Below are 17,199 nucleotides of genomic sequence, written 5' to 3'. Positions count from 1 at the left end.
AAGACAGGGAGGAGTGCTGGTTCATGGCAAGGCAGATGAGTACCCGGGATCTCAGCGAGGAGCGCGCCCGGCTGATGGCCGCCCTGCTCCGGTGCCAGAGGGGCGTTCTTCGGACGGCAGGCTGGCCCGAAGGCACCAGTGCCTCGGCCGAGCTGCAGCGCCAACAGGCGGAACTGGAAGCTGTGGCCGCGCAGCTGCGGGAGACGATGGCCGAGCTGGAGCGCCGCACCGCGGCGGCGGCCGACGGCCCGGTGCAGGCGGTTCGGAAGACGCTTGCACCACTGGCTGAGTGGCAGCAGACGCAGACATGGCATCACCGACGCACGCCAATGGGAGATCGCACGGAGGAGGAGCGGCGCGGCAGAGCGTGACCGCGCAGCTCTGCTTTCCCGTCGACAGCAGGCTCAGGTGTGCTGTTGACCCAACCTGCCTGTGGCTCTGTTCACGTCACAGAGCAGCGTTTCGACAGCAGTTCGGGCGGCAGCGCCCAGTCCGGATGTTCACGAGAAAGGGCAGCACCTCGGTGGTGGCCGGCCGGACGCCGACTACCGCCCGCTCGGGGCACGGGGCAAAAGCGCTGGCTACGGGCGCAGGCGGCAGCCACCGACGCGCCGTTGCCGGGCGTCGGCAGGTGACTCCCGTTCTTGTGAACATCGAGTCGTCCGGTCTGCAGACGCCTTCCAAACCCGTGAACAACTGACTTCACGAGTCGTGAACAAAGCCACTGCCTGTATGGCCGATCAAGCACCTGCCTGGGAGAAATCCCAGTCGCCCATCGACGGCCCGCACCCGCTGTGACCGGCCGGAAGCGTTCGCCGATCGCGTTCATGTCACCGTTCGGGCCGACGCAGCGGGGCAGCCGCTCCTGTCCGGCGAGGTCCCAGTCCCGGCTCCGGCTGGATGTCCAAGTGAGCCCTCGCTGTGGTCGCAGAGCCGACGGCATGACAGTGTCAGCCGGCGGGTGGGGGCGGCTCCACCGGTTCGGCGGAACCTGCTGGGGCCGGCGGCTCGGCTTGGCAGGGCGGGCCGGCCTCCAGCAGTTCGGTGCGGTAGGCGGCCTCGGCGAAGGGGATGCGGGACTTCGGTTCGTGGAAGCCGTTGACGCAGCCGCCGAGCCAGTTGCGGCTGATCCGCTCGATGGCCCGGGCCAGAGCGTCCTGCCACAGGTAGGGGGAGGCGCCGACGTCCTCCTCCGAGGCGTACGCGGAGGAGTGCGACGTCCACAGAGCGGTGAGTTCCTCGACGACGGACGCGTGCTGCCACCAGCACTGCCGGGGAAGCTGCTCGGTCGTCAGCTCGTACGCATCCGCGAGCCAGATCACCCACGCGACGAACTCCGGCCACAGTGCGGCCCTCTGCTCCTCACCCATCGACTGCCACAGCACCGGCGCACCGGCGGCCCGGTCGGACGGACCGCCGCCGGCCGCGCCTTCACCGGCTCCGGCACTCACGGCGGGCTGGCGCTCCTCCAGGGTGGCGAGGCGGACAGTGATGGAGGCCAGTTCGGCGTTGATCGACGCGAGTTCGTCGAACAACGGGTCGAAGGCGTCAGGCACCGGGGACCACCTCCGGGTTGACCATGGCGAGTGCCTCCTTGGTCGCGGCGGCGATCTCGGCCCCCCGCGGCCCCTCGTATGCCCGGACGAACCGCACCCGGGTCGCCGGGGTTCGCCGGTGGACCAGGAGCCCCATCCGCTCCTCGAGCATGCGGATGTCGCTGGGCTCCAGCGCGGCCCGGCGTCGCACCGACAGCGAGGAGGAGACCCGGTCGCCATCGTCGGACACTGACTCGGTGTCCTCGTCGAACTCGCCGACTAGCGCCGAGTAGGCCTTCAGCTCCTGCTCGTCCGACACACCACCGAGAATGATCTTCGCCGTTGCGGATCCGAACAGCTTGCGCACGCCGGTCTGCCCCCAGCGTTCCTCGGCCTGCGCCAAGTTCTGCAGGACGGCCGCGACGAAGATGTTCTGGGACCCGCTGACGGACATGAAGCTGGGGATCTGGGGGAGTGGCGCCACGTTCGCGAGCTCGTCCAGGAAGCATCCCAGGGGCGGGTCGAGCCGCCCGTTGGGCATCCGGGCCGCGACCTTCTTGGCCGTGTCGAGAATCGCCTGCACGAACGTTGCCAGGATCGGTGCCAACGCGCTGCCCTCCTCCTCGTCCCCGATTAGGAACAGTGTCCCGCCGCCGCGCAGCCACGCCTCGATGTCGAAGTTGCTCCGCCGCGGAGCGAAGATCCCCGCGACCCGCTCGTCGTACAGCGCGATGAAGCTCTGCTCCGCGGTACGCCAGGACGCGCTGCGCTCCTCCGGCGCGGCAGCGTGCTGCGCCGCCAGCGCCCGGGACAGCTCGACTTTGCGGTGGCGGGCCAGGAGGTCGACGGCCTCCCGCTCGGTCGGCGAGGTCGCCCACTTCAGGATGTCGAGAGCGTTGCGGCCGTCGAGGGCGGCCGCGTGCAGCCAGCAGGTGATGAGCATCTTCGCGTTCATGACGAAGTACCCGCCGTTCTTGGTGCCCTCGTCGCTCTTGGTGGAGGAGGTGAGGGTCTCCGCACGTCGGCGGGCAGTCTGGAAGTCCTCGCAGCCGTCGGTCAGCGGCCACTGGAGCTGGTGCGGCCATCCGGAGAGCCCGGTGGCGTCCAGAGCCATCACCTTGCCGTGGCGCTCGCGTAGCTTCGCCGTGGCGAAGAGGACGTCGGTCTTGCTGGATGTGGCGAGCACGGTGCCGGCGAAGTCCAGGATCGCGGGCAGGATCAGTTGCTGGGTCTTGCCCTCCCGCGGCGGCGCCACGATCAGCAGGCTCTCCTCGATCGTCAGCCACAGCGGCAGCCTCGCCGGATCGGCGGTGCCGCAGAACACCGCGACCTCGCGCACGTCGACCGAGCCGGCCGCCGCCTTGGCCAGACTCGGGCGCAGCGACGCCACGCGGGACAGCGCCTTGGCCTCGCCCATGGCGTTCTCGAGCTGCTTGCGGGTGGCGAGGCCGTCGGCGCCGTCGGACAGGCGGCGCTGCCAGCGCAGCCACACGGCCTTTGTGAGGTAGAAGGCCCCGGTGCACTCGCCGGCGAACAGACCCCAGAAGGGGACCGGTCCACCGACGCCGGAGCTCGCGTGGAAGGCATCCGACGGAGAGGTGAAGTGGACGAACACCCGAGCCGACGACGCGCCGGCCTCGGTCCAGCTAATGGCGGCCGGCTGGTGGTGAGTCGGGAGGCCGGACATGACGGCGGCGAGCCAGATGAGGGCGGACAGGACGACGAGTGCTAAGATCAGGCCGATCCACCACGCGTCCCGGCCAAGGCGTATCCGGGTGGCGGAGAGCGGCGAGGCGACCTTGTTCATGCTCCTGTGGCGCTCCCCTTGTGGAGGGCGATGAGTGGGGCCTCCGAGCCGGTGGGCTGGCTGGCAATCCCTTCGCTCATTCGGCTGTTGGTATTCGTCAACCGAACCTCCGTGCTCGAACGAATGTGCTGTACCAGCGATATTCGGCCGCCGACTTGCCAGACCGCGCGTCCGGGCGCGCACACGTTGGCACCGTCGGCGATGGCCTCGCGTGCCCAGGCGGGGAGTTGCAGGTAGGCCGCGGTCGCGTCGGCGTCCGACTTGTCGAGGTGGTAGAGCACGCGGGTGGCGGTGAGCTTGAGGATGGCCATCGCTTCGGGGGATTCGTCGACGTCGACGTCGCTCAGGTGGTGGATGACGGCCATGAAGGACAGGCCGAGGCGGCGGCCGTAGCGGACGAATTCCTCGAAGAGCCGCGCGACGGGACGGTGGCTGAGGATGTGCCAGGCCTCCTCGACGATCAGGGTGCGCTTGATCCGGTCGTGCGGGCGGATCCATCCGAAGCGCAACCATGGTCCGATCACCGACATGAGGAGCGGCATCGCCATGCCCTCGCGCGGGAGCCGGGTCAGGTCGAAGATGATGAGGCGGGCGTCGAGGTCGATGCCCTCGGTCGTCGGCCCGTCGAAGAGGCCGGCCAGGTCGCGGGTAGGGGAGCAGAGCTCGTCCAAGGCCAGCGATGCGGGACGGCCCCAGCGGCCGAGCTCCGCGGCAGTGACGGTCTTCTTCCCGAGGTCGGAGGGCTCGGGGGCGGTGAGGGCGTTCAGCACGTCGGACAACACCGGTACTCGGGAGGCGGTCGAGGCTGTGGTTACGGCGACCTGGTGGGCGACGGAGAGGGCGAAGCGGGTCTCCGCGGTCATCTCGCCGTCGATGATCTCGATCATCGAGCAGAGGATCTTGAACTGGTGCTCGGCCGGGATGCGGGGGTCGAGCGGGTTGATCCGCACCGCTCCGTCCTCGTCGGCGCCGCCGTAGATCAGGCGGATCGGCTTGATGCCGAGCGCCCGGGCTATCGAGTCCCATTCGCCCACGCCGTCCTCGCCCTGGGCGTCCAGGACAGCGAACGCCCGGTCCTGGAAGCGCAGCTGGCGGAGCACGTAGCACTTCTCCAGGGCGCTCTTGCCATAGCCGCTCTTGCCCAGGATGAGGACGTGGCCGCTGGGCAGCCGCTCGCGAGCGGAGGGGTCGTACAGCACGAACGGGTCGTAGATGAACGCCTTCCCGCTGTACATCTCCCGCCCGATGATCACCCCCCTGGGGTCGCCGGTCGGTGCGCCGACCGCCGGGTATAGGCCGCAGGCCTGCGCGGTGGTCGTCCTCAGGGCCCGTCGGCGGGTCTGACGCTGGGGCCTCAGCATCTCCAGCACCGGCTCAGCCCTTCAGCAGGCCGCCGGCCAGCGGCAGCGTGTTCGCATGGGCCCGGAAGTGCTCGCGGTCGCACCACTCCAGACGGAGGTTCGCGCGCGTGGCCTGGGCCCGCAGCAGGTCCCGGTGCTGGCGCAGCGTCTCCGCATCCGGTGCGGTCACGGTCACCCAGCCGGCCAGGCGGATGCCGGCGGCGCCGTTCGCGATGTCGTGCATCGTGGCCGTCGCGGTGCGCCGATCCTTGGCCTCGCGAGGGTCGCCGACCTTCCCGACCTTGCTGTCCGCCTGGCCGATCTCGTTGGTGACGTCCGCCATCGCTTCGCGCAGCGCCTCGTCACTGGTGACCAGGTCCATCGTCACGGAGACCGTGAAGATGACGTCCTGCACGTAGAGCAGCAGCGGTGCGAGGAAGTTCACCCCGACCGGGAGCACCGGCAGCTGCTTCCACCAGGCGGTGACGCTGTGCCAGGGTTCGGTGCCTTCCCAGCTGCGCGAGAGCATCACGGCCGGGTCCCGGGCGTCGACCTCGGCCGGCCAGGCGCTTGCCCGGTCCATGCCCGCGGTGTCGTTGATCCAGTGGCTCGGGTCGTAGCTGTGGTGGAACCAGCTGGCAAGAGCTGGCTCGTCCAAGTTGCGCACCCACCGCAGCTGAGCGAGCCCGAGCCGGCGGATGAACTCCTCGATCTCCTTGCCGAGCACGATTCCGAAGCCCTCATGCAGGGTTCGGTAGCGGCGGGCCTCGGCGACCAGCTCCGCGTCGTAGGGGATGCCCACCACGATCAGCAGCCGCCGGTCCTCTGCGGAGATCGCCACCGTGCGCAGCAACTGGTCGTAGGAGTCATGCAGCCACTGCGGCGCGGCCGCATCGCGCCTGGCCTCGGCGTCGCGGGCATGGGCGTTCGGGTCGGTCGGCACCACCCGGCTGACCCACTGCAGCCTTCGCACCCGCCCGCCGGAGTCGGCGGTCGACTTCAGCAGGAACTCCCATGCGCCGACCAGCGCCTCTTTTTCCTCCGCGTCCAGGCCACCGAAGCTCAATTGCCCCTCGACCTCGATCGCGGCGGTGAACATCGCCTCGTCGGTCTGCAGCAGGATCGCCAGATCCCCGTAGGCGGTCCGGGCACTGATCCACTCCACATCCGGGATCCCCGGGGGTGGCGTCACCTTCCTTGGGGTACCGTCCCCGCGCCGGCCGACCTTCGGTGCGATCGACCGGTAGAGCAGGCGGCCGTCGCGCAGCAGCCGACGGTGCGTGCGGCGGATCTCGAACCACTTCAGGAAGGTTCGGCCCTGCCAGGGCGCAAGCGTCGCCCACCCGCACAGACCCGCCGTCACCGCGAACCCGAGCAGTTTGAGCGGGACGCCGGGGGCTACCCAGAGCAGGAGCAGCCCGCCCAGGACACCGGTGGCCAGCACCCATTGCTCGTCCATCTCGAGGCGGCGGCCCAGCAGGCCGCGCGGCCGCGGGCGGGGGAAGAGGAAGGTGCGAGGCATCGTCACTCCTGACAGATGGCGGATGGGTTTCCTACTGGCCGGACCCTGCGTCACTCACCGTCGTCAGGGGGCTCCTCCACCGGACTGCCGTCCGAGAAGGACTCGGCGGGCACACCAGTGGACGACGCGGGCGCCGATCCGGACGGGCCGGACTCCGAGGGCGCCGCAGGGGCGAATCCTGCACCGTCATGGCCGCCAGAGGTCGGCGTTGATCCGCTCGCTGGTGCCGGGTCGTCCATCACCGGTGTAACGCTGCCTGGCCCCCCGTCAGCGGGTGCCGCATCTTCAGCGGATCGTTGGTGCGGATCCGCACCGTGCGCAGTGTCGGCCGCATCCGGCCGGCCGGACTCGTCGGCGTCCTGTGCCGGCTCGTTCGTGTCCGCCCCCTGCTCGGGGGCGCCGCTAGCGCCGTCGGCGTCGCCCGCCCTGCGCGTCCCACCGTCTTGGTCGTTATCTGGCTCCGAGGCCGCCGTGGCGCCGTCTACGCCGCGCATCGCGGCGGCCCTGACCTCCTGCTCCCCACGCTCCTGGGCGGCCTTCGCGAGCCCGATGCCCGGTGCCGCACCCTCGCCGCCCGCGGCCGCGGCGTCGATCTCATCACCGTCCCCGCTCTCCACATCGTCCCCCTCGGAGCCGCCGCCGAGCTTGGACTTGATGTCGTTGAAGCTGGACTTGGCGGACTGGGTCATGTTGGACAGGCCGCCCTCCATCTGCTTGCGCGAGCCGAAGACGTCCTGGACCTGGTCCCCGAGGATGGGAATGAACTTGGCGACCTGGAAGGGGAGGTACAGGGCCAGGAAGAACAGCGCGACCGCGGTCAGGCAGGTCCCGAGGGCTTGGGCCACGCCGACGTTCTCGCTGCTCTTCCCGGCCAGCAGGGTGGAGGCGAGGGCCAGGGTCGTGAAGGTCACGTACTTCGAGGCGATGACCCCGACGACGATCCCGAACCATCGCTTGGTGTGACCCCAGAGGTCCTTGTCGACCAGCCCGGCGAAGACTGTGGGGCCGAAGACCAGACCGATGTAGATCAGAGCGTTGCGGGCAATGAGCTCGAGCCAGACACCGAGGACCGCCATAAGCAGGAAGAAACCGACAGCCAGGACGATGACCGGCCCACCAGGGATCACCAAGAGGAGTGCGAGCATGCTGCCGAGTACCGCGCCGATCTTCGGCAGATCCTGAGTGACAGGAGCCAGCATTGCCTCCGCGATGCCGTCGAACACCTGGGTGATGTAGGCGACGGCCAGCGGGGCGAAGGCGGAAGTCATGACGGACAACAGGAGGTAACCGATGGACTCGCCCATGGCTTGCACAGGGTTGACGCCCTGAATGGCCCGCTTCGCCACGGCCACGAGCCACAGCACGACGGTTAGGACCACTGAGGCGCCGAAGGCCATGGTGTAAGTCCGGATAAAGCCGGCGTTGCTCCAGTCGATCTGGGTAATTCCCATTAGCGTGTGAGGCCCTCGGTCAGCGAAGTCATAGAACTGACAACAGAGTTGGAGAGTGCCCGTGCTACATAACCCAGGGGATCCTTGGCGAAGTCGACGAATTCGTTCGCGCTCTTGACCGACTCGACGGCGCCGCACACCACGTCAGCGAACGGGACCTTGCACAGGGCGTCGGAGATGCCGTTGGCCTGGGCGGGCGGAGCGATGATGACGGCCATCGTCGCCATCCACACGCACCCCAGCGCGACGACGACGCGGCGCGGGCGGACATCAGCTGACGTAGGGAGGCGCATCGAAGTCCTTGTCCATTGAGGTGAAGACGTCCGTAGAGGTGGGCTGCTGGCCCGTGGACTGCAGCGGCGTCGGACCGGGCGTGACCGAGATGGACGAGGCCTTCCAGTCGCCGTCGCGCCAGACGAGCACGAGCGTGTAGGTCGTCCAGGACGCCGACACAGGGACGGGGGCGTTCGGCGTCGGCAGTCCGACGATGCCGCTCATCCAGACGCTGACCGTCGCCACCTCGGGGGAGTAGCTCACGACCTGGGACCCGAGGGGGGAGGCCCGGGCGATCAGCTTGCCTGCGGTGTCGGCCGTCAGTCCCAGCGCCGAGTAGAACCGCGCTCCGGCTTCGTTGTCGTCCTTGATCTGGCCGGCCGAGGCATCGGAGGCCATGATCGTCTTCAGGATCCGCTCGCGTGTCCCGGAGTCGGTGAGGTAGCGCGGACTTGATCGGGCGATCTCGTAGTTGACCGCTGCCGCGATGGCCCCCTCCCGCGTCCGGCTGTAGCCGACCGGAACACCCTCGACCAGCCGGGATAAGGCTGCTTGGCCGGGCGTGGAGGCACCGGTCAGGCTCGAACCACCGGCGGCACTGCTCGCTGTCTCCGAGGGCGTCGGACGGTTCGGTCCGGAGCCGGAGTCGTGCGAGCTGCGGCCGACCAAAATAGCACCGAGAATCAGGGCAAGGAGAACGACGGAGATAACCAAAATGGGCCCCCGGAACAGGCCAGGGGAGTTCTGGGGCGGCTCATCGTCCTTGAGGACCCGAGTGCCGCCACTGTTACCTCGGCGGGGCATCAGAGGCCCATCCCGTAGACAATAGTGAACAGCGTCCCGATGGATGCCACGATGAACGCGGCGACGAGACTTCCCGCGAGTTCCTTCTGTCCCTGCTTGACCTGGACCGTGTCGTGCTGAGACCCGCCGACTTTCAGGTGGATCACGCCGATCAAGGCCCTGCCCAGCAGGATCAGGATCACTGCAGCCATGATGGCCTGGATGACCGTACGCGCCGTTCCGCCGACGGATGCGAAGGGCCCCCAGTCCGGTGCCAGCCCGGTGACCAGGCCGTCCACTGTTCCGCCCGACGGCTTCGGCGTCGGGTTCGCCGCGAGGACTTCGTCGTGCAGTGCCATATGCCCACCCTGTTCCCTAATTTCCATACAGCACGGGGAACTTTGTGAATCCCTTTCCCCATCAAGGATGATTATTTCCACGGGGTGATCTGGCCTCCTCGGGTCGGCGAATTTCGAACTTGTCGAGCCGTTCGCCATTGCCCTATCGGGAGCCCCGGGCCCACAGTCGCCTTCTGACCACGCCATTACACGTGCCTTGGCGAGCCAGCGGCAGCGAGGTTCCGCCTCGGGCCCTGCGGAATCCGCAGGGCGGGAACTTTACGCAGGAAATCCCGGTCTCCGGAAACTTCCCCGAAGGTGCCTAAGCCCGGCAGGGATGCGCCCGCCAGAGTGGGGTGGTGAAGAAGAGCGCCCCACTGCTCGTTGCGCTGCTCGTTGCCGCCATAATGGGTCTGCCGATCACGATTCTGGGCGGTGCCGGAGCGGCAGACGCCAACTCCGCGACCTGCGCCACCAGTCTCGCTCCAGCCGGCGACGGTACCCACGGCGCGGGCGCGGCCCTCCCCGCAGCGGGTTGGGAGCCGCCCGTCGCCTATGCCGGCGCAGCGGTCGTTGTGCCGATCAGCCCCCAGGGCCCGCAGCAGAATCCCCACTGGACCGAGCAGCAGGTTCGCAACGCCTCCACTATCACCAACGTCGCACGTACCCGTGGGCTCAGCCCCCGGGCAGCCGTTATCGCCGTCGCCGCCGCGATGCAGGAGTCCACGCTGGAGAACCTCGACCGCGGTGACCGGGACAGCCTCGGACTCTTCCAGCAACGACCCAGCCAGGGCTGGGGCACCGTAGTGCAGATCACCGACCCGGTGTACGCCTCGAACAGGTTCTACGACCGCCTTGTTCAGATCAAGGACTGGCAGACCCGGCCACTGACCCAGGCCGCCCAGGCCGTGCAGCGCTCCGGCCTCCCCGACGCCTACGCCAAGTGGGAACAGAGCGCCGGCGGACTCGTCAGCGCCACCTGGGGTACCGCCGCTGTCACCTCCGTCTTCGCCGGCTGTGCCCCCGCCGCCGGGGGCCCGGGTCCGGACCCAGCCGCAGACTTCACCGCCCAGAACCCGCGACTCGCGACCCAGGCCATCGCCGCCGCAAGGGCGGCCGCGGCCAGCGGCCGCTCGGACTTCCACAATCGCTGCGACAACTTCGTGGCGCAGGCCTACGGTTGGGGATCCTCAGGATCCGAGTCCGCCAACATCCACTGGCAGCGCCTGGTCGTCTCCGGGGACGGCCACCCCGGGGATAACTCACCGCCCCCTGGCGCACTGCTGTTCTACGACAGCGGAAGCCAGTTCGGCCACGTCGCCTTGTACCTCGGCGGCGACGTGATCGCCAGCACCGACATCACCGGCTACGGCACGATCGGCATTCGCCCCAAGTCCGACGTCACCAACGGCATCTGGCACATGCGCTACCGCGGCTGGGCCGCCCCCGCCTTCCCGTCCGCAGGAGGAACGAGCACCCTTCCCGTCCCCGGAGGAACGACGTGACTGACACCCAGGTGCGCATCACCCCGGACGGCGCCGCACTCATCGACGCCGAGCCCATCGACGTCCCTCCCGGCACCGACCCCGCACGCGTCGTCCTGCAACAGCTCGCTCTCGACGCCGCGGGCTCGGGTGGGCCGATCGCGGCCGCCATCCACGACACCCGCACCGAGCAGCGCCTCAGGCTGCAGATCAACCCGGACGGCAGCACCCGCCCACTGGCCCCCGGCGAACCGATCCTCCCGCCCACCCCCGCCCCACCCGCCCAGAACAGCGCATCCCCCGCGCACGACCGAGTCCTGGAAGTGGTGTACGAGGCCGGTCGAGCTCACGACTTCGCCCGAGCGGCCGCACAGGCGGACCGCCTGCTCGCCGACCTGACAGCCATTCACGGTGAGCACCACCCCGCGACTCTCAGTACCGCCGGCGTTCGCGCCGACCTCGCGTGGATGTCGGGCGACTACCGCTACGCCACCGAGCTGTGGACCTACATCGCCCAGGGCTGGGCACGGACCGCAGGACCGACGAGTCGACCCGCACGCTCCAGCGCCCGCCAGGCCGCCGCCTCATGGAAGGACATCCCCGACACCGAAGCCCTTGCCAGCGGACAGCCACTCCTGGATGTGCTCACCAGCATCGCCCCAAGTCCCGAAACCAACGCCACCGTTCTGGCGGTCCGCCGCCGGATTAGCCTCCTCACGTCGGCGTGATTCGCGCTACCGTGGCCATCTGGACCGAAAGGGGGGCCACCATGGCCGCGATGGCGCGACTTACGCTCATGTTCATCCGGTACTTCCCGCACCTGCTCGTCATCGTGGGATTCCTCATGGCCGGGCCGATGGTGAACACCGACGATCTGGCTGCCAGCTTCCCGAACCTCTTCGCTCCGATCGCTGTAGTCGCGGTGGGCGTGATCCTCGCTTTCGTGTTCCCCCCGCACGGTAGGCGCCGACGGCGCCGCTGAGCTGGCAGGCCAGCCGACGATCCCGTGACGCGGGAACCGGGGCCGGCGCTTTCCGCAGCACGGGAGGCATGCAGGCCAGCCCTTGATGCCCAGGGGGTGGCGTCGCACTGTAGGAGAAGCCGCCGCCCTACAGCGCCCGCGACGGCCTGCCAGCTGACCGCCCACGCGCCGCCAGGACGGGCCCGATCGCCGGGAGCCAGGGATGAGCGGTCCCACCACCTCCGGCAGCGCGAACGTCGGCGACTCCACATACCATTGGCTTTCCACCGCCATCGGCGACGTGTTGTACGCGACCAGGGCCTCCGGCTGGCGCGAGCGGCTTCTCATCGGCCCCCAGGTGCAACGGGTCTTCGCCACCCTGGCACAGCACAACACCAGCGACCCCCTCGAGCGGCTCCGCCACGAGCAGCGCACCCTCGAGCAGGCCCGACTGGAGGAAGCAGAACTGGAGGATCGGGCCCGGGAGAAGACCGAGCACCGAGAGCTTCAGCAGGCCCTGGATGCCGGCGCGATCACCCCGGAGACCTACGCTCGCCACCTGGCTGACCTGGCTGACCAGGCCGCCCGGCGCGCGACACCGCCACCCTCACTCCAGGACCGACTGGCCGACCATCGGATCCTCGCCAGGCTGGAGCGGGACCTGCAGATCGGCAGAGTCGGCCAGATCCTCGACGCCCCTGGCAGCGACCGATCGCCCGGCGCCGACGACGCTGCCCTCACCGACCTTGAAGCCGCGTGGCACGGTGCGCCCCGGCGGGCGGCAGCCGCCCAGTCAACGCAGCTTTGGACCGCCCGGCCCCACGGCCATCTGCCTGCTGCGACGCTCGCACGACAGCTCTCCTGGCTGAAGCAGTCCCTACCGAACCTCATCAGCCAGGCGGAGAGCGCCGAGGCCGAAGCCGCCGCGCTGACGGCCGACGCCGAGCACGGCCGCGGCCCGACAGCGAGCGCCCTACGCGAGGACATCCAGGCGGGACGCGAGGCCGCAGAGGCGACACGAGAAGCCACCACCGGCTTCCAAAGCGCCAACGCCCACATACGCCGATCCCTCGCACTCCACCATGCCGCCGACGAGGCCGAACGACGCGCCCACGCCAGTCCCACCCACCTGCTCCTACGCGGCACAACTTCGGCGGCCCAGCGCCACAACGCCCGCGAGCTACGAGCCCAGGCCAAACTCGCCAGGAGCACCGCCGACGAAGCGATCACAGCCGCCACTACCGCGCTGACCCGCGCCCGCACGCTCCGCCCCACACCTCCCCGCCGACTTCGGAACCCCACGACCGCCGACCAGCTCCGGGTCGCCGTCGAACGCGACCTGCAGGACGCCGATGGCCCGGCAACTGACCTCCGATCGGCGGCAGCCCGGCTGCGGACGAAGGCCACCAAATACCAGGACCATCTGGAACAGCTCACGGCCGAGGCGAACACCCGCTCCGAACTCGACCCGTGCCAGCGGATCGCCGAAGACCTGGAACGCCAGACACAGGACCGGCAGCGCCACGGGGCCGGCACGCCTGCTCGAACCGGGCGTCCGGCCGAACGCCATTCGAGTGCTGGCCGACACCCCAAGCCGCCCACCACCGGCCCTTCGCCCACCTGATACCGAGTCACCAACACGCCCACCCGGCGGCAGGTGCGCAGCACGACACCCCGACCGCATCCGACCAGATGCCGGCCACACGCGTGCGATCCGCCGCCGCGTCCTCGCCCTGCCGTACCGCCCACGTCGAACGCCCGGTGGGCGGACGCGCCGGCGCGGCGACGCCCCCATCCGTAGTGCGCCATCTCTCGCTGACGGAAGTCGGGGCGGGAGCCATACTCGCCAACATCTCGGCCCAGCCACAGGACCTCGAACTGCGGCCAGAGTAGCCCCCTCGTCCACTGCAGTGCCGTCTTTGCGCGAAATCAGTCATGTTCGCCGGTGGCAGGGTCTTGATTGCACCCTGGGAATTCCTAGCTTCTGCCTCATCGAAGCGGCCAAAGGAAATGGCCGCGAAAGACGAGGCTCAAATCATGAAGGCAGTCCAGAAGTCCGCTTCGCGTGGTGCAGGAATATCGATGCCCTTCCCCATCTCGCCCGACTACGTGAAGCAATGGACCACTCCCAGGGCGATTGTTGAGCTGATCGCCAATGCCCTTGACGAGGACCCCGAGGCCAACGTGTCCTGGGCCGACGGAATCCTCACCATCGAGGACCGGGGGCCCGGAATCGCCCAGGACGCCTTCGTGCTCGGAGCGTCCAGCAAGACCAGCCACCAGATCGGCCAGTTCGGCGAGGGCAAGAAGCTCGCCGCCCTAGTGCTGGCCCGCGACCCCGAGATCGGAGAAATCCTGTTCGAGACCGTGGGGTACACGTTCACCCCGAGCATCGAGAACCGCAGTCCCCTGGACGGCATCGTCCCGATGCGGGGCGACAAGGCCGCCGCCACCCTCGTCTACACGCTGTACCCCGGCGAGCGCACCACCGGCACCAAGATCACCATCCAGTGCCCCGAGCGCGTCGCCCACGACGCCATCTCCCGCGTCCTGCACCTGGCACAGCCCGACTACACCCCACCCCAGGGCAGGGCCCGGGTCATGCTCGACGGAGACCCCGGAAGGATCTTCATAGGGGGGATCCTGGTCAGCGCCGACCCCCGACTCTCAGCCAGCTACGACCTCCCACTCGGCCTCGCCAAGGGCGACCAGAACAGGGACCGCACCATCGTCGACGGCCGCGCGCTCGACCACTACCTGAGCCAGGCGCTCGCCGCGTGCTCCGACCCCGACGTGATCGACCACTTCGTCACTCTGGCACTGGACCGGAAGACGATCGCACCGCAGGAGCAATATTTCGGCAAGGTTAGCGACTACAACGTCAAGCTCGCATTCCTCGGCGCAGCCAGGCGCGCCTTCCCCGCCGGGGTCCGCCTGTACTACAGCGACGGCAATGAGAACTCTGAAGGTGCCGACGGAATGGAGGACGGAGCCTGGCTGATGGACCGAGGCGTGGTCATGGTCGAAACCGAGCTGCCCCCGTACCAGCAGCGCTCCCTCATGGAATTGCTCGGCGTCGAGCGTCGGCGCACAGCAGTCCGAACGGAAACCCGCAGGCGCGAGAGCAAGACCACCTGGGTCTCCCTCGCCTCTCTCACCACCGCACAGCTGCGGAACCTCGACTACGCGATAGCTCTCTTCCGAGCCGCTCTCGGACCCGAGAGCATAGGAAAGATCCGGGTCTACAGCGAGAGCGAGGACATCGGCTGCGGAACCGCCGGAAAGTACTACACCACCACCGACGTCATCGCCTTCCACCGTGACACCCTGACGGACCGCGAGGACACCATCGCCACGCTCGTCCACGAGGCCGCCCACCGAAAGGCCTTCTTCGAACAGAGCACCCATTCCGACCGCAGCTCAGGCTTCGAGACGGCGCTGGAGGACATCGGCGCGAAGCTGCTGAGCCTGTGCATGACCCTGGCAGACGGCTCACTCGACCTCGAGCTCACCGAGCCGACCGCCTGGGAAGGCACCGCCCTCCCGCCAGGAGCACGGCTCACCTCCGGCCAGGACCGCACGCCTCCCGCCAAGCCGGACAGGAAGGCCATCGCGCGCGCCAAACTCCTGCAGGCCGCACCGGCGCCCCGCCGCCTGCTCGCCGAACTCCTCCATGTCCGCATGGAGGCACGCCGGGCGAGTACCGGCCTCTCCGTCCCCCGCCTGCTTCGGAGCATCGCCCTCAAGCCGGTCTACTGGAACGTCCTCCACAGCCCCCATCACGTCGGCTGGCGCAGGTCCCAGGGCGTGAGTTGCATCAACGACTACGACAAGATCACCGCCATCGCCGGACTCGTCGGCATGAACCCCGGCGTCCTCTGGCTCGCCCACATGGCACCCGAAGCGCCCACGTACAACCGGCGAAAGCCGGAGGACGAGCACCGGCCGTGGTCCCAGGTCGTTCAGAAGCCGTTGGCACGGGCGCTCGCGGACCTCGACCGTGCCGGGGGCGTCTACGCCGAACAGGTCCCCCTGCTCCGCGCGATGGCCGACGGACAGACCCCCTACGACACCGAGGACAACTGGCTCCAGCCGGTTCTCGATCTCCTCCACGCCGAGACTGAACGCCGCCCCTGACCGCCAGCCCAGGTGCCGCCGGGCCCACCACTACGGGCCCGGCGGCACCCCGACCACACAGCCGGTAGGCCTTGACTCCCGGCACTGTGGAGCTAACGTCCTCACCACGACGGCACTACCGGCCTGCCAGCTGCGCACAACTTCCGTCCGCTGGACCACCCGACCAAGCCCGTTGTCGAAACCCCAAGGCCCACCAGAGCCGTTGACTGTCCGGAACCCGCAGCAGCATCGAACAGCAAGGCCGGAGCACCCGGGCCCTGCTGCCCGGGCCGCGCCCAACCTGCTGCACCACCAGCGCGTGCCGGCGAACCCACGCCTGGCAGAACCGAGGAGACATCCAGCATGCTCGACACCCTCATACGACAGGTGGCGACCCAGCTCCCTACGATCGCGACCCGTGCATGGACGCACGAGAAAGACTCCTACCAGATCTACAACAACGAGCCCGCCGCGGCCCTGACCGACGGCTCCCGCCGGATCCTGGTCGGCACGGACTGCGACTCGATCATCGTGGCAGGCTACTGCGGCGGCCCATTCCCAATCGGAGCCCACGTCTACATCCCCAGCTCCCAAGCCACCGCCGGCCCGACTGGCGGCCGAGGCCCTGCGCACCATCCTGCCAGACCTGGACAAGCGGGCCGCCCGGTCCGAGGACGGCGAACAGCGCACCCGCCGCCGCATCCGCGCACGACACGCCATCGCCATGGCGGTGCCCGATTCCGCCATCGAAGGTTTCGCCTGGCAGGGCGACGAGGCCCGCTGGCCGAACTCCCGCTACGGCACCGCATCCGCCACCGTCAACGAAGACGGCCACGCGGTGACCCTCACCGCACCGCTGACACTGGCCGCAGCCGAACGCGCCCTCCCGCTGCTCCTCAGCCCGCCTGGGCGGCGTCCCTGGCACCGGATCCAGTCGGTCCTACGTTGTTCCTGGGTTGGACGGGCCGTCGTAAGGTCCAGAGGCCCAGAGACACCGGGTATGGCTTTCAGTCGGTTGCCCTCGATGGTTCCCGTACACCTGGCCGCCCGGTCCCTCACGACGAGTCGGCCGCTGATTAGGAGCTGCGAGCACCTGCGGGTGTATCGCTGAGTAGGACCACGCTGGCGAGGTCGTTCGGGAGAACAGCTCATACCGACGAACCGGAGGAATCCGTGCCCCAGATATGGGCGGGCGTGGACATCGGCAAGACCCATCACCACTGTGTGGTCCTGGACGCCGAGGGTAAGCGGCTGCTGTCGCGGCGGGTGCTCAATGACGAGCCGGAGCTGCTGGCTCTGCTCGCCGACGTGCTGGCCCTCGACGAGGACGCAGTGTGGGCGGTCGACGTCGCCGACGGCATGGCCACCTTGCTGATCAGCGTGCTGCTCAACCACGGGCAGCAGCTGCTCTACATCACCGGACCGACCGTGCACCGCGCCTCGGCCTCCTACCGGGGCATGGGCAAGACCGACGCCAAGGACGCCACCGTCATCGCCGACCAGACATCCGATGCGGTTTGGCGTCAAGCTGCCACCTCCAAATCGATGGCCTTGGTTGGGAAGGCCATGGCTTCGCTGTAGGGGGTGCG

14 protein-coding genes and 1 pseudogene are annotated in these 17,199 nt (G+C 68.9%); 7 read left to right on the top strand and 8 right to left on the bottom strand.

From position 1 onward, the window contains the following. Positions 1–23: 23 nt before the first annotated feature. Positions 24–371 carry a hypothetical protein gene (locus ACFXHB_RS32405; RefSeq protein ID WP_380578328.1) on the top strand — a complete coding sequence of 116 codons (348 nt, stop codon included), beginning with the start codon at positions 24–26 and terminating at the stop codon, positions 369–371. A 579-nt stretch (positions 372–950) separates the two neighbouring features. On the opposite strand, the gene ACFXHB_RS32400 is transcribed toward ACFXHB_RS32405, so the two are convergent. The 8 genes from ACFXHB_RS32400 to ACFXHB_RS32365 form a co-directional block, all read right to left on the bottom strand. Continuing rightward, on the bottom strand, positions 951–1,556 hold the full coding sequence (locus ACFXHB_RS32400; RefSeq protein WP_380578326.1) for a hypothetical protein: 606 nt from the start codon (positions 1,554–1,556) through the stop codon (positions 951–953). Continuing rightward, positions 1,549–3,342 (bottom strand): type IV secretory system conjugative DNA transfer family protein, encoded by a 1,794-nt coding sequence (locus ACFXHB_RS32395; protein WP_380578323.1) that lies wholly within the window; start codon positions 3,340–3,342, stop codon positions 1,549–1,551. The genes ACFXHB_RS32400 and ACFXHB_RS32395 overlap by 8 nt, the downstream gene beginning before the upstream one ends. After that, the gene (locus ACFXHB_RS32390; protein ID WP_380578321.1) at positions 3,339–4,577 is read right to left on the bottom strand and encodes an ATP/GTP-binding protein; all 1,239 of its coding nucleotides are present in this window, start codon (positions 4,575–4,577) and stop codon (positions 3,339–3,341) included. The genes ACFXHB_RS32395 and ACFXHB_RS32390 overlap by 4 nt, the downstream gene beginning before the upstream one ends. A 139-nt stretch (positions 4,578–4,716) precedes the next feature. Continuing rightward, positions 4,717–6,204 (bottom strand): SCO6880 family protein, encoded by a 1,488-nt coding sequence (locus tag ACFXHB_RS32385; protein ID WP_380578319.1) that lies wholly within the window; start codon positions 6,202–6,204, stop codon positions 4,717–4,719. 50 nt (positions 6,205–6,254) lie between these two features. Further along, positions 6,255–7,655 (bottom strand): hypothetical protein, encoded by a 1,401-nt coding sequence (locus tag ACFXHB_RS32380; RefSeq protein WP_380578317.1) that lies wholly within the window; start codon positions 7,653–7,655, stop codon positions 6,255–6,257. Next, positions 7,655–7,873, bottom strand: coding sequence for a hypothetical protein (locus tag ACFXHB_RS32375; RefSeq protein ID WP_380578315.1), 219 nt, complete (start codon positions 7,871–7,873; stop codon positions 7,655–7,657). The genes ACFXHB_RS32380 and ACFXHB_RS32375 overlap by 1 nt, the downstream gene beginning before the upstream one ends. A gap of 52 nt (positions 7,874–7,925) precedes the next feature. Then, positions 7,926–8,732 carry a hypothetical protein gene (locus tag ACFXHB_RS32370; RefSeq protein ID WP_380578313.1) on the bottom strand — a complete coding sequence of 269 codons (807 nt, stop codon included), beginning with the start codon at positions 8,730–8,732 and terminating at the stop codon, positions 7,926–7,928. Next, the gene (locus ACFXHB_RS32365; protein ID WP_380578311.1) at positions 8,732–9,070 is read right to left on the bottom strand and encodes a hypothetical protein; all 339 of its coding nucleotides are present in this window, start codon (positions 9,068–9,070) and stop codon (positions 8,732–8,734) included. The genes ACFXHB_RS32370 and ACFXHB_RS32365 overlap by 1 nt, the downstream gene beginning before the upstream one ends. 338 nt (positions 9,071–9,408) lie before the next feature. Here ACFXHB_RS32365 and ACFXHB_RS32360 point away from each other — a divergent pair, with 338 nt between their 5' ends. From ACFXHB_RS32360 to ACFXHB_RS32335, 6 genes and pseudogenes are all read left to right on the top strand, one after another. Beyond that, positions 9,409–10,554, top strand: a complete 1,146-nt coding sequence (locus tag ACFXHB_RS32360; RefSeq protein WP_380578309.1) for a hypothetical protein — start codon at positions 9,409–9,411, stop codon at positions 10,552–10,554. Continuing rightward, positions 10,551–11,261, top strand: a complete 711-nt coding sequence (locus ACFXHB_RS32355; protein WP_380578308.1) for a hypothetical protein — start codon at positions 10,551–10,553, stop codon at positions 11,259–11,261. The genes ACFXHB_RS32360 and ACFXHB_RS32355 overlap by 4 nt, the downstream gene beginning before the upstream one ends. A gap of 41 nt (positions 11,262–11,302) precedes the next feature. After that, positions 11,303–11,515, top strand: coding sequence for a hypothetical protein (locus ACFXHB_RS32350; RefSeq protein ID WP_380578306.1), 213 nt, complete (start codon positions 11,303–11,305; stop codon positions 11,513–11,515). A gap of 202 nt (positions 11,516–11,717) precedes the next feature. Further along, positions 11,718–13,118, top strand: coding sequence for a hypothetical protein (locus ACFXHB_RS32345; protein ID WP_380578304.1), 1,401 nt, complete (start codon positions 11,718–11,720; stop codon positions 13,116–13,118). A gap of 458 nt (positions 13,119–13,576) precedes the next feature. Then, positions 13,577–15,631, top strand: coding sequence for a hypothetical protein (locus ACFXHB_RS32340; protein WP_380578302.1), 2,055 nt, complete (start codon positions 13,577–13,579; stop codon positions 15,629–15,631). A 1,152-nt stretch (positions 15,632–16,783) separates the two neighbouring features. Next, positions 16,784–17,113 (top strand): annotated as a pseudogene (locus ACFXHB_RS32335) (IS110 family transposase); the annotation flags it as partial. Positions 17,114–17,199 lie beyond the last annotated feature (86 nt).

The sequence above is a fragment of the Kitasatospora sp. NPDC059327 genome, from assembly GCF_042752535.1.
Classification (GTDB): Bacteria; Actinomycetota; Actinomycetes; order Streptomycetales; family Streptomycetaceae; genus Kitasatospora.
The sequence above is the reverse complement of the archived record's forward strand: the minus strand, read 5'-3'. Positions and strand labels throughout refer to the sequence as shown.

Bases quoted from the DNA above. Each gene is read 5' to 3' on its own strand.
- ACFXHB_RS32405 (WP_380578328.1), top strand. From the start codon at position 24: ATGGCAAGGCAGATGAGTACCCGGGATCTCAGCGAGGAGCGCGCCCGG.
- ACFXHB_RS32395 (WP_380578323.1), bottom strand. From the start codon at position 3,342: ATGAACAAGGTCGCCTCGCCGCTCTCCGCCACCCGGATACGCCTTGGC.
- ACFXHB_RS32390 (WP_380578321.1), bottom strand. From the start codon at position 4,577: ATGTACAGCGGGAAGGCGTTCATCTACGACCCGTTCGTGCTGTACGAC.
- ACFXHB_RS32385 (WP_380578319.1), bottom strand. From the start codon at position 6,204: ATGCCTCGCACCTTCCTCTTCCCCCGCCCGCGGCCGCGCGGCCTGCTG.
- ACFXHB_RS32380 (WP_380578317.1), bottom strand. From the start codon at position 7,655: ATGGGAATTACCCAGATCGACTGGAGCAACGCCGGCTTTATCCGGACT.
- ACFXHB_RS32375 (WP_380578315.1), bottom strand. From the start codon at position 7,873: ATGGCCGTCATCATCGCTCCGCCCGCCCAGGCCAACGGCATCTCCGAC.
- ACFXHB_RS32370 (WP_380578313.1), bottom strand. From the start codon at position 8,732: ATGCCCCGCCGAGGTAACAGTGGCGGCACTCGGGTCCTCAAGGACGAT.
- ACFXHB_RS32365 (WP_380578311.1), bottom strand. From the start codon at position 9,070: ATGGCACTGCACGACGAAGTCCTCGCGGCGAACCCGACGCCGAAGCCG.
- ACFXHB_RS32350 (WP_380578306.1), top strand. From the start codon at position 11,303: ATGGCCGCGATGGCGCGACTTACGCTCATGTTCATCCGGTACTTCCCG.
- ACFXHB_RS32345 (WP_380578304.1), top strand. From the start codon at position 11,718: ATGAGCGGTCCCACCACCTCCGGCAGCGCGAACGTCGGCGACTCCACA.
- ACFXHB_RS32340 (WP_380578302.1), top strand. From the start codon at position 13,577: ATGCCCTTCCCCATCTCGCCCGACTACGTGAAGCAATGGACCACTCCC.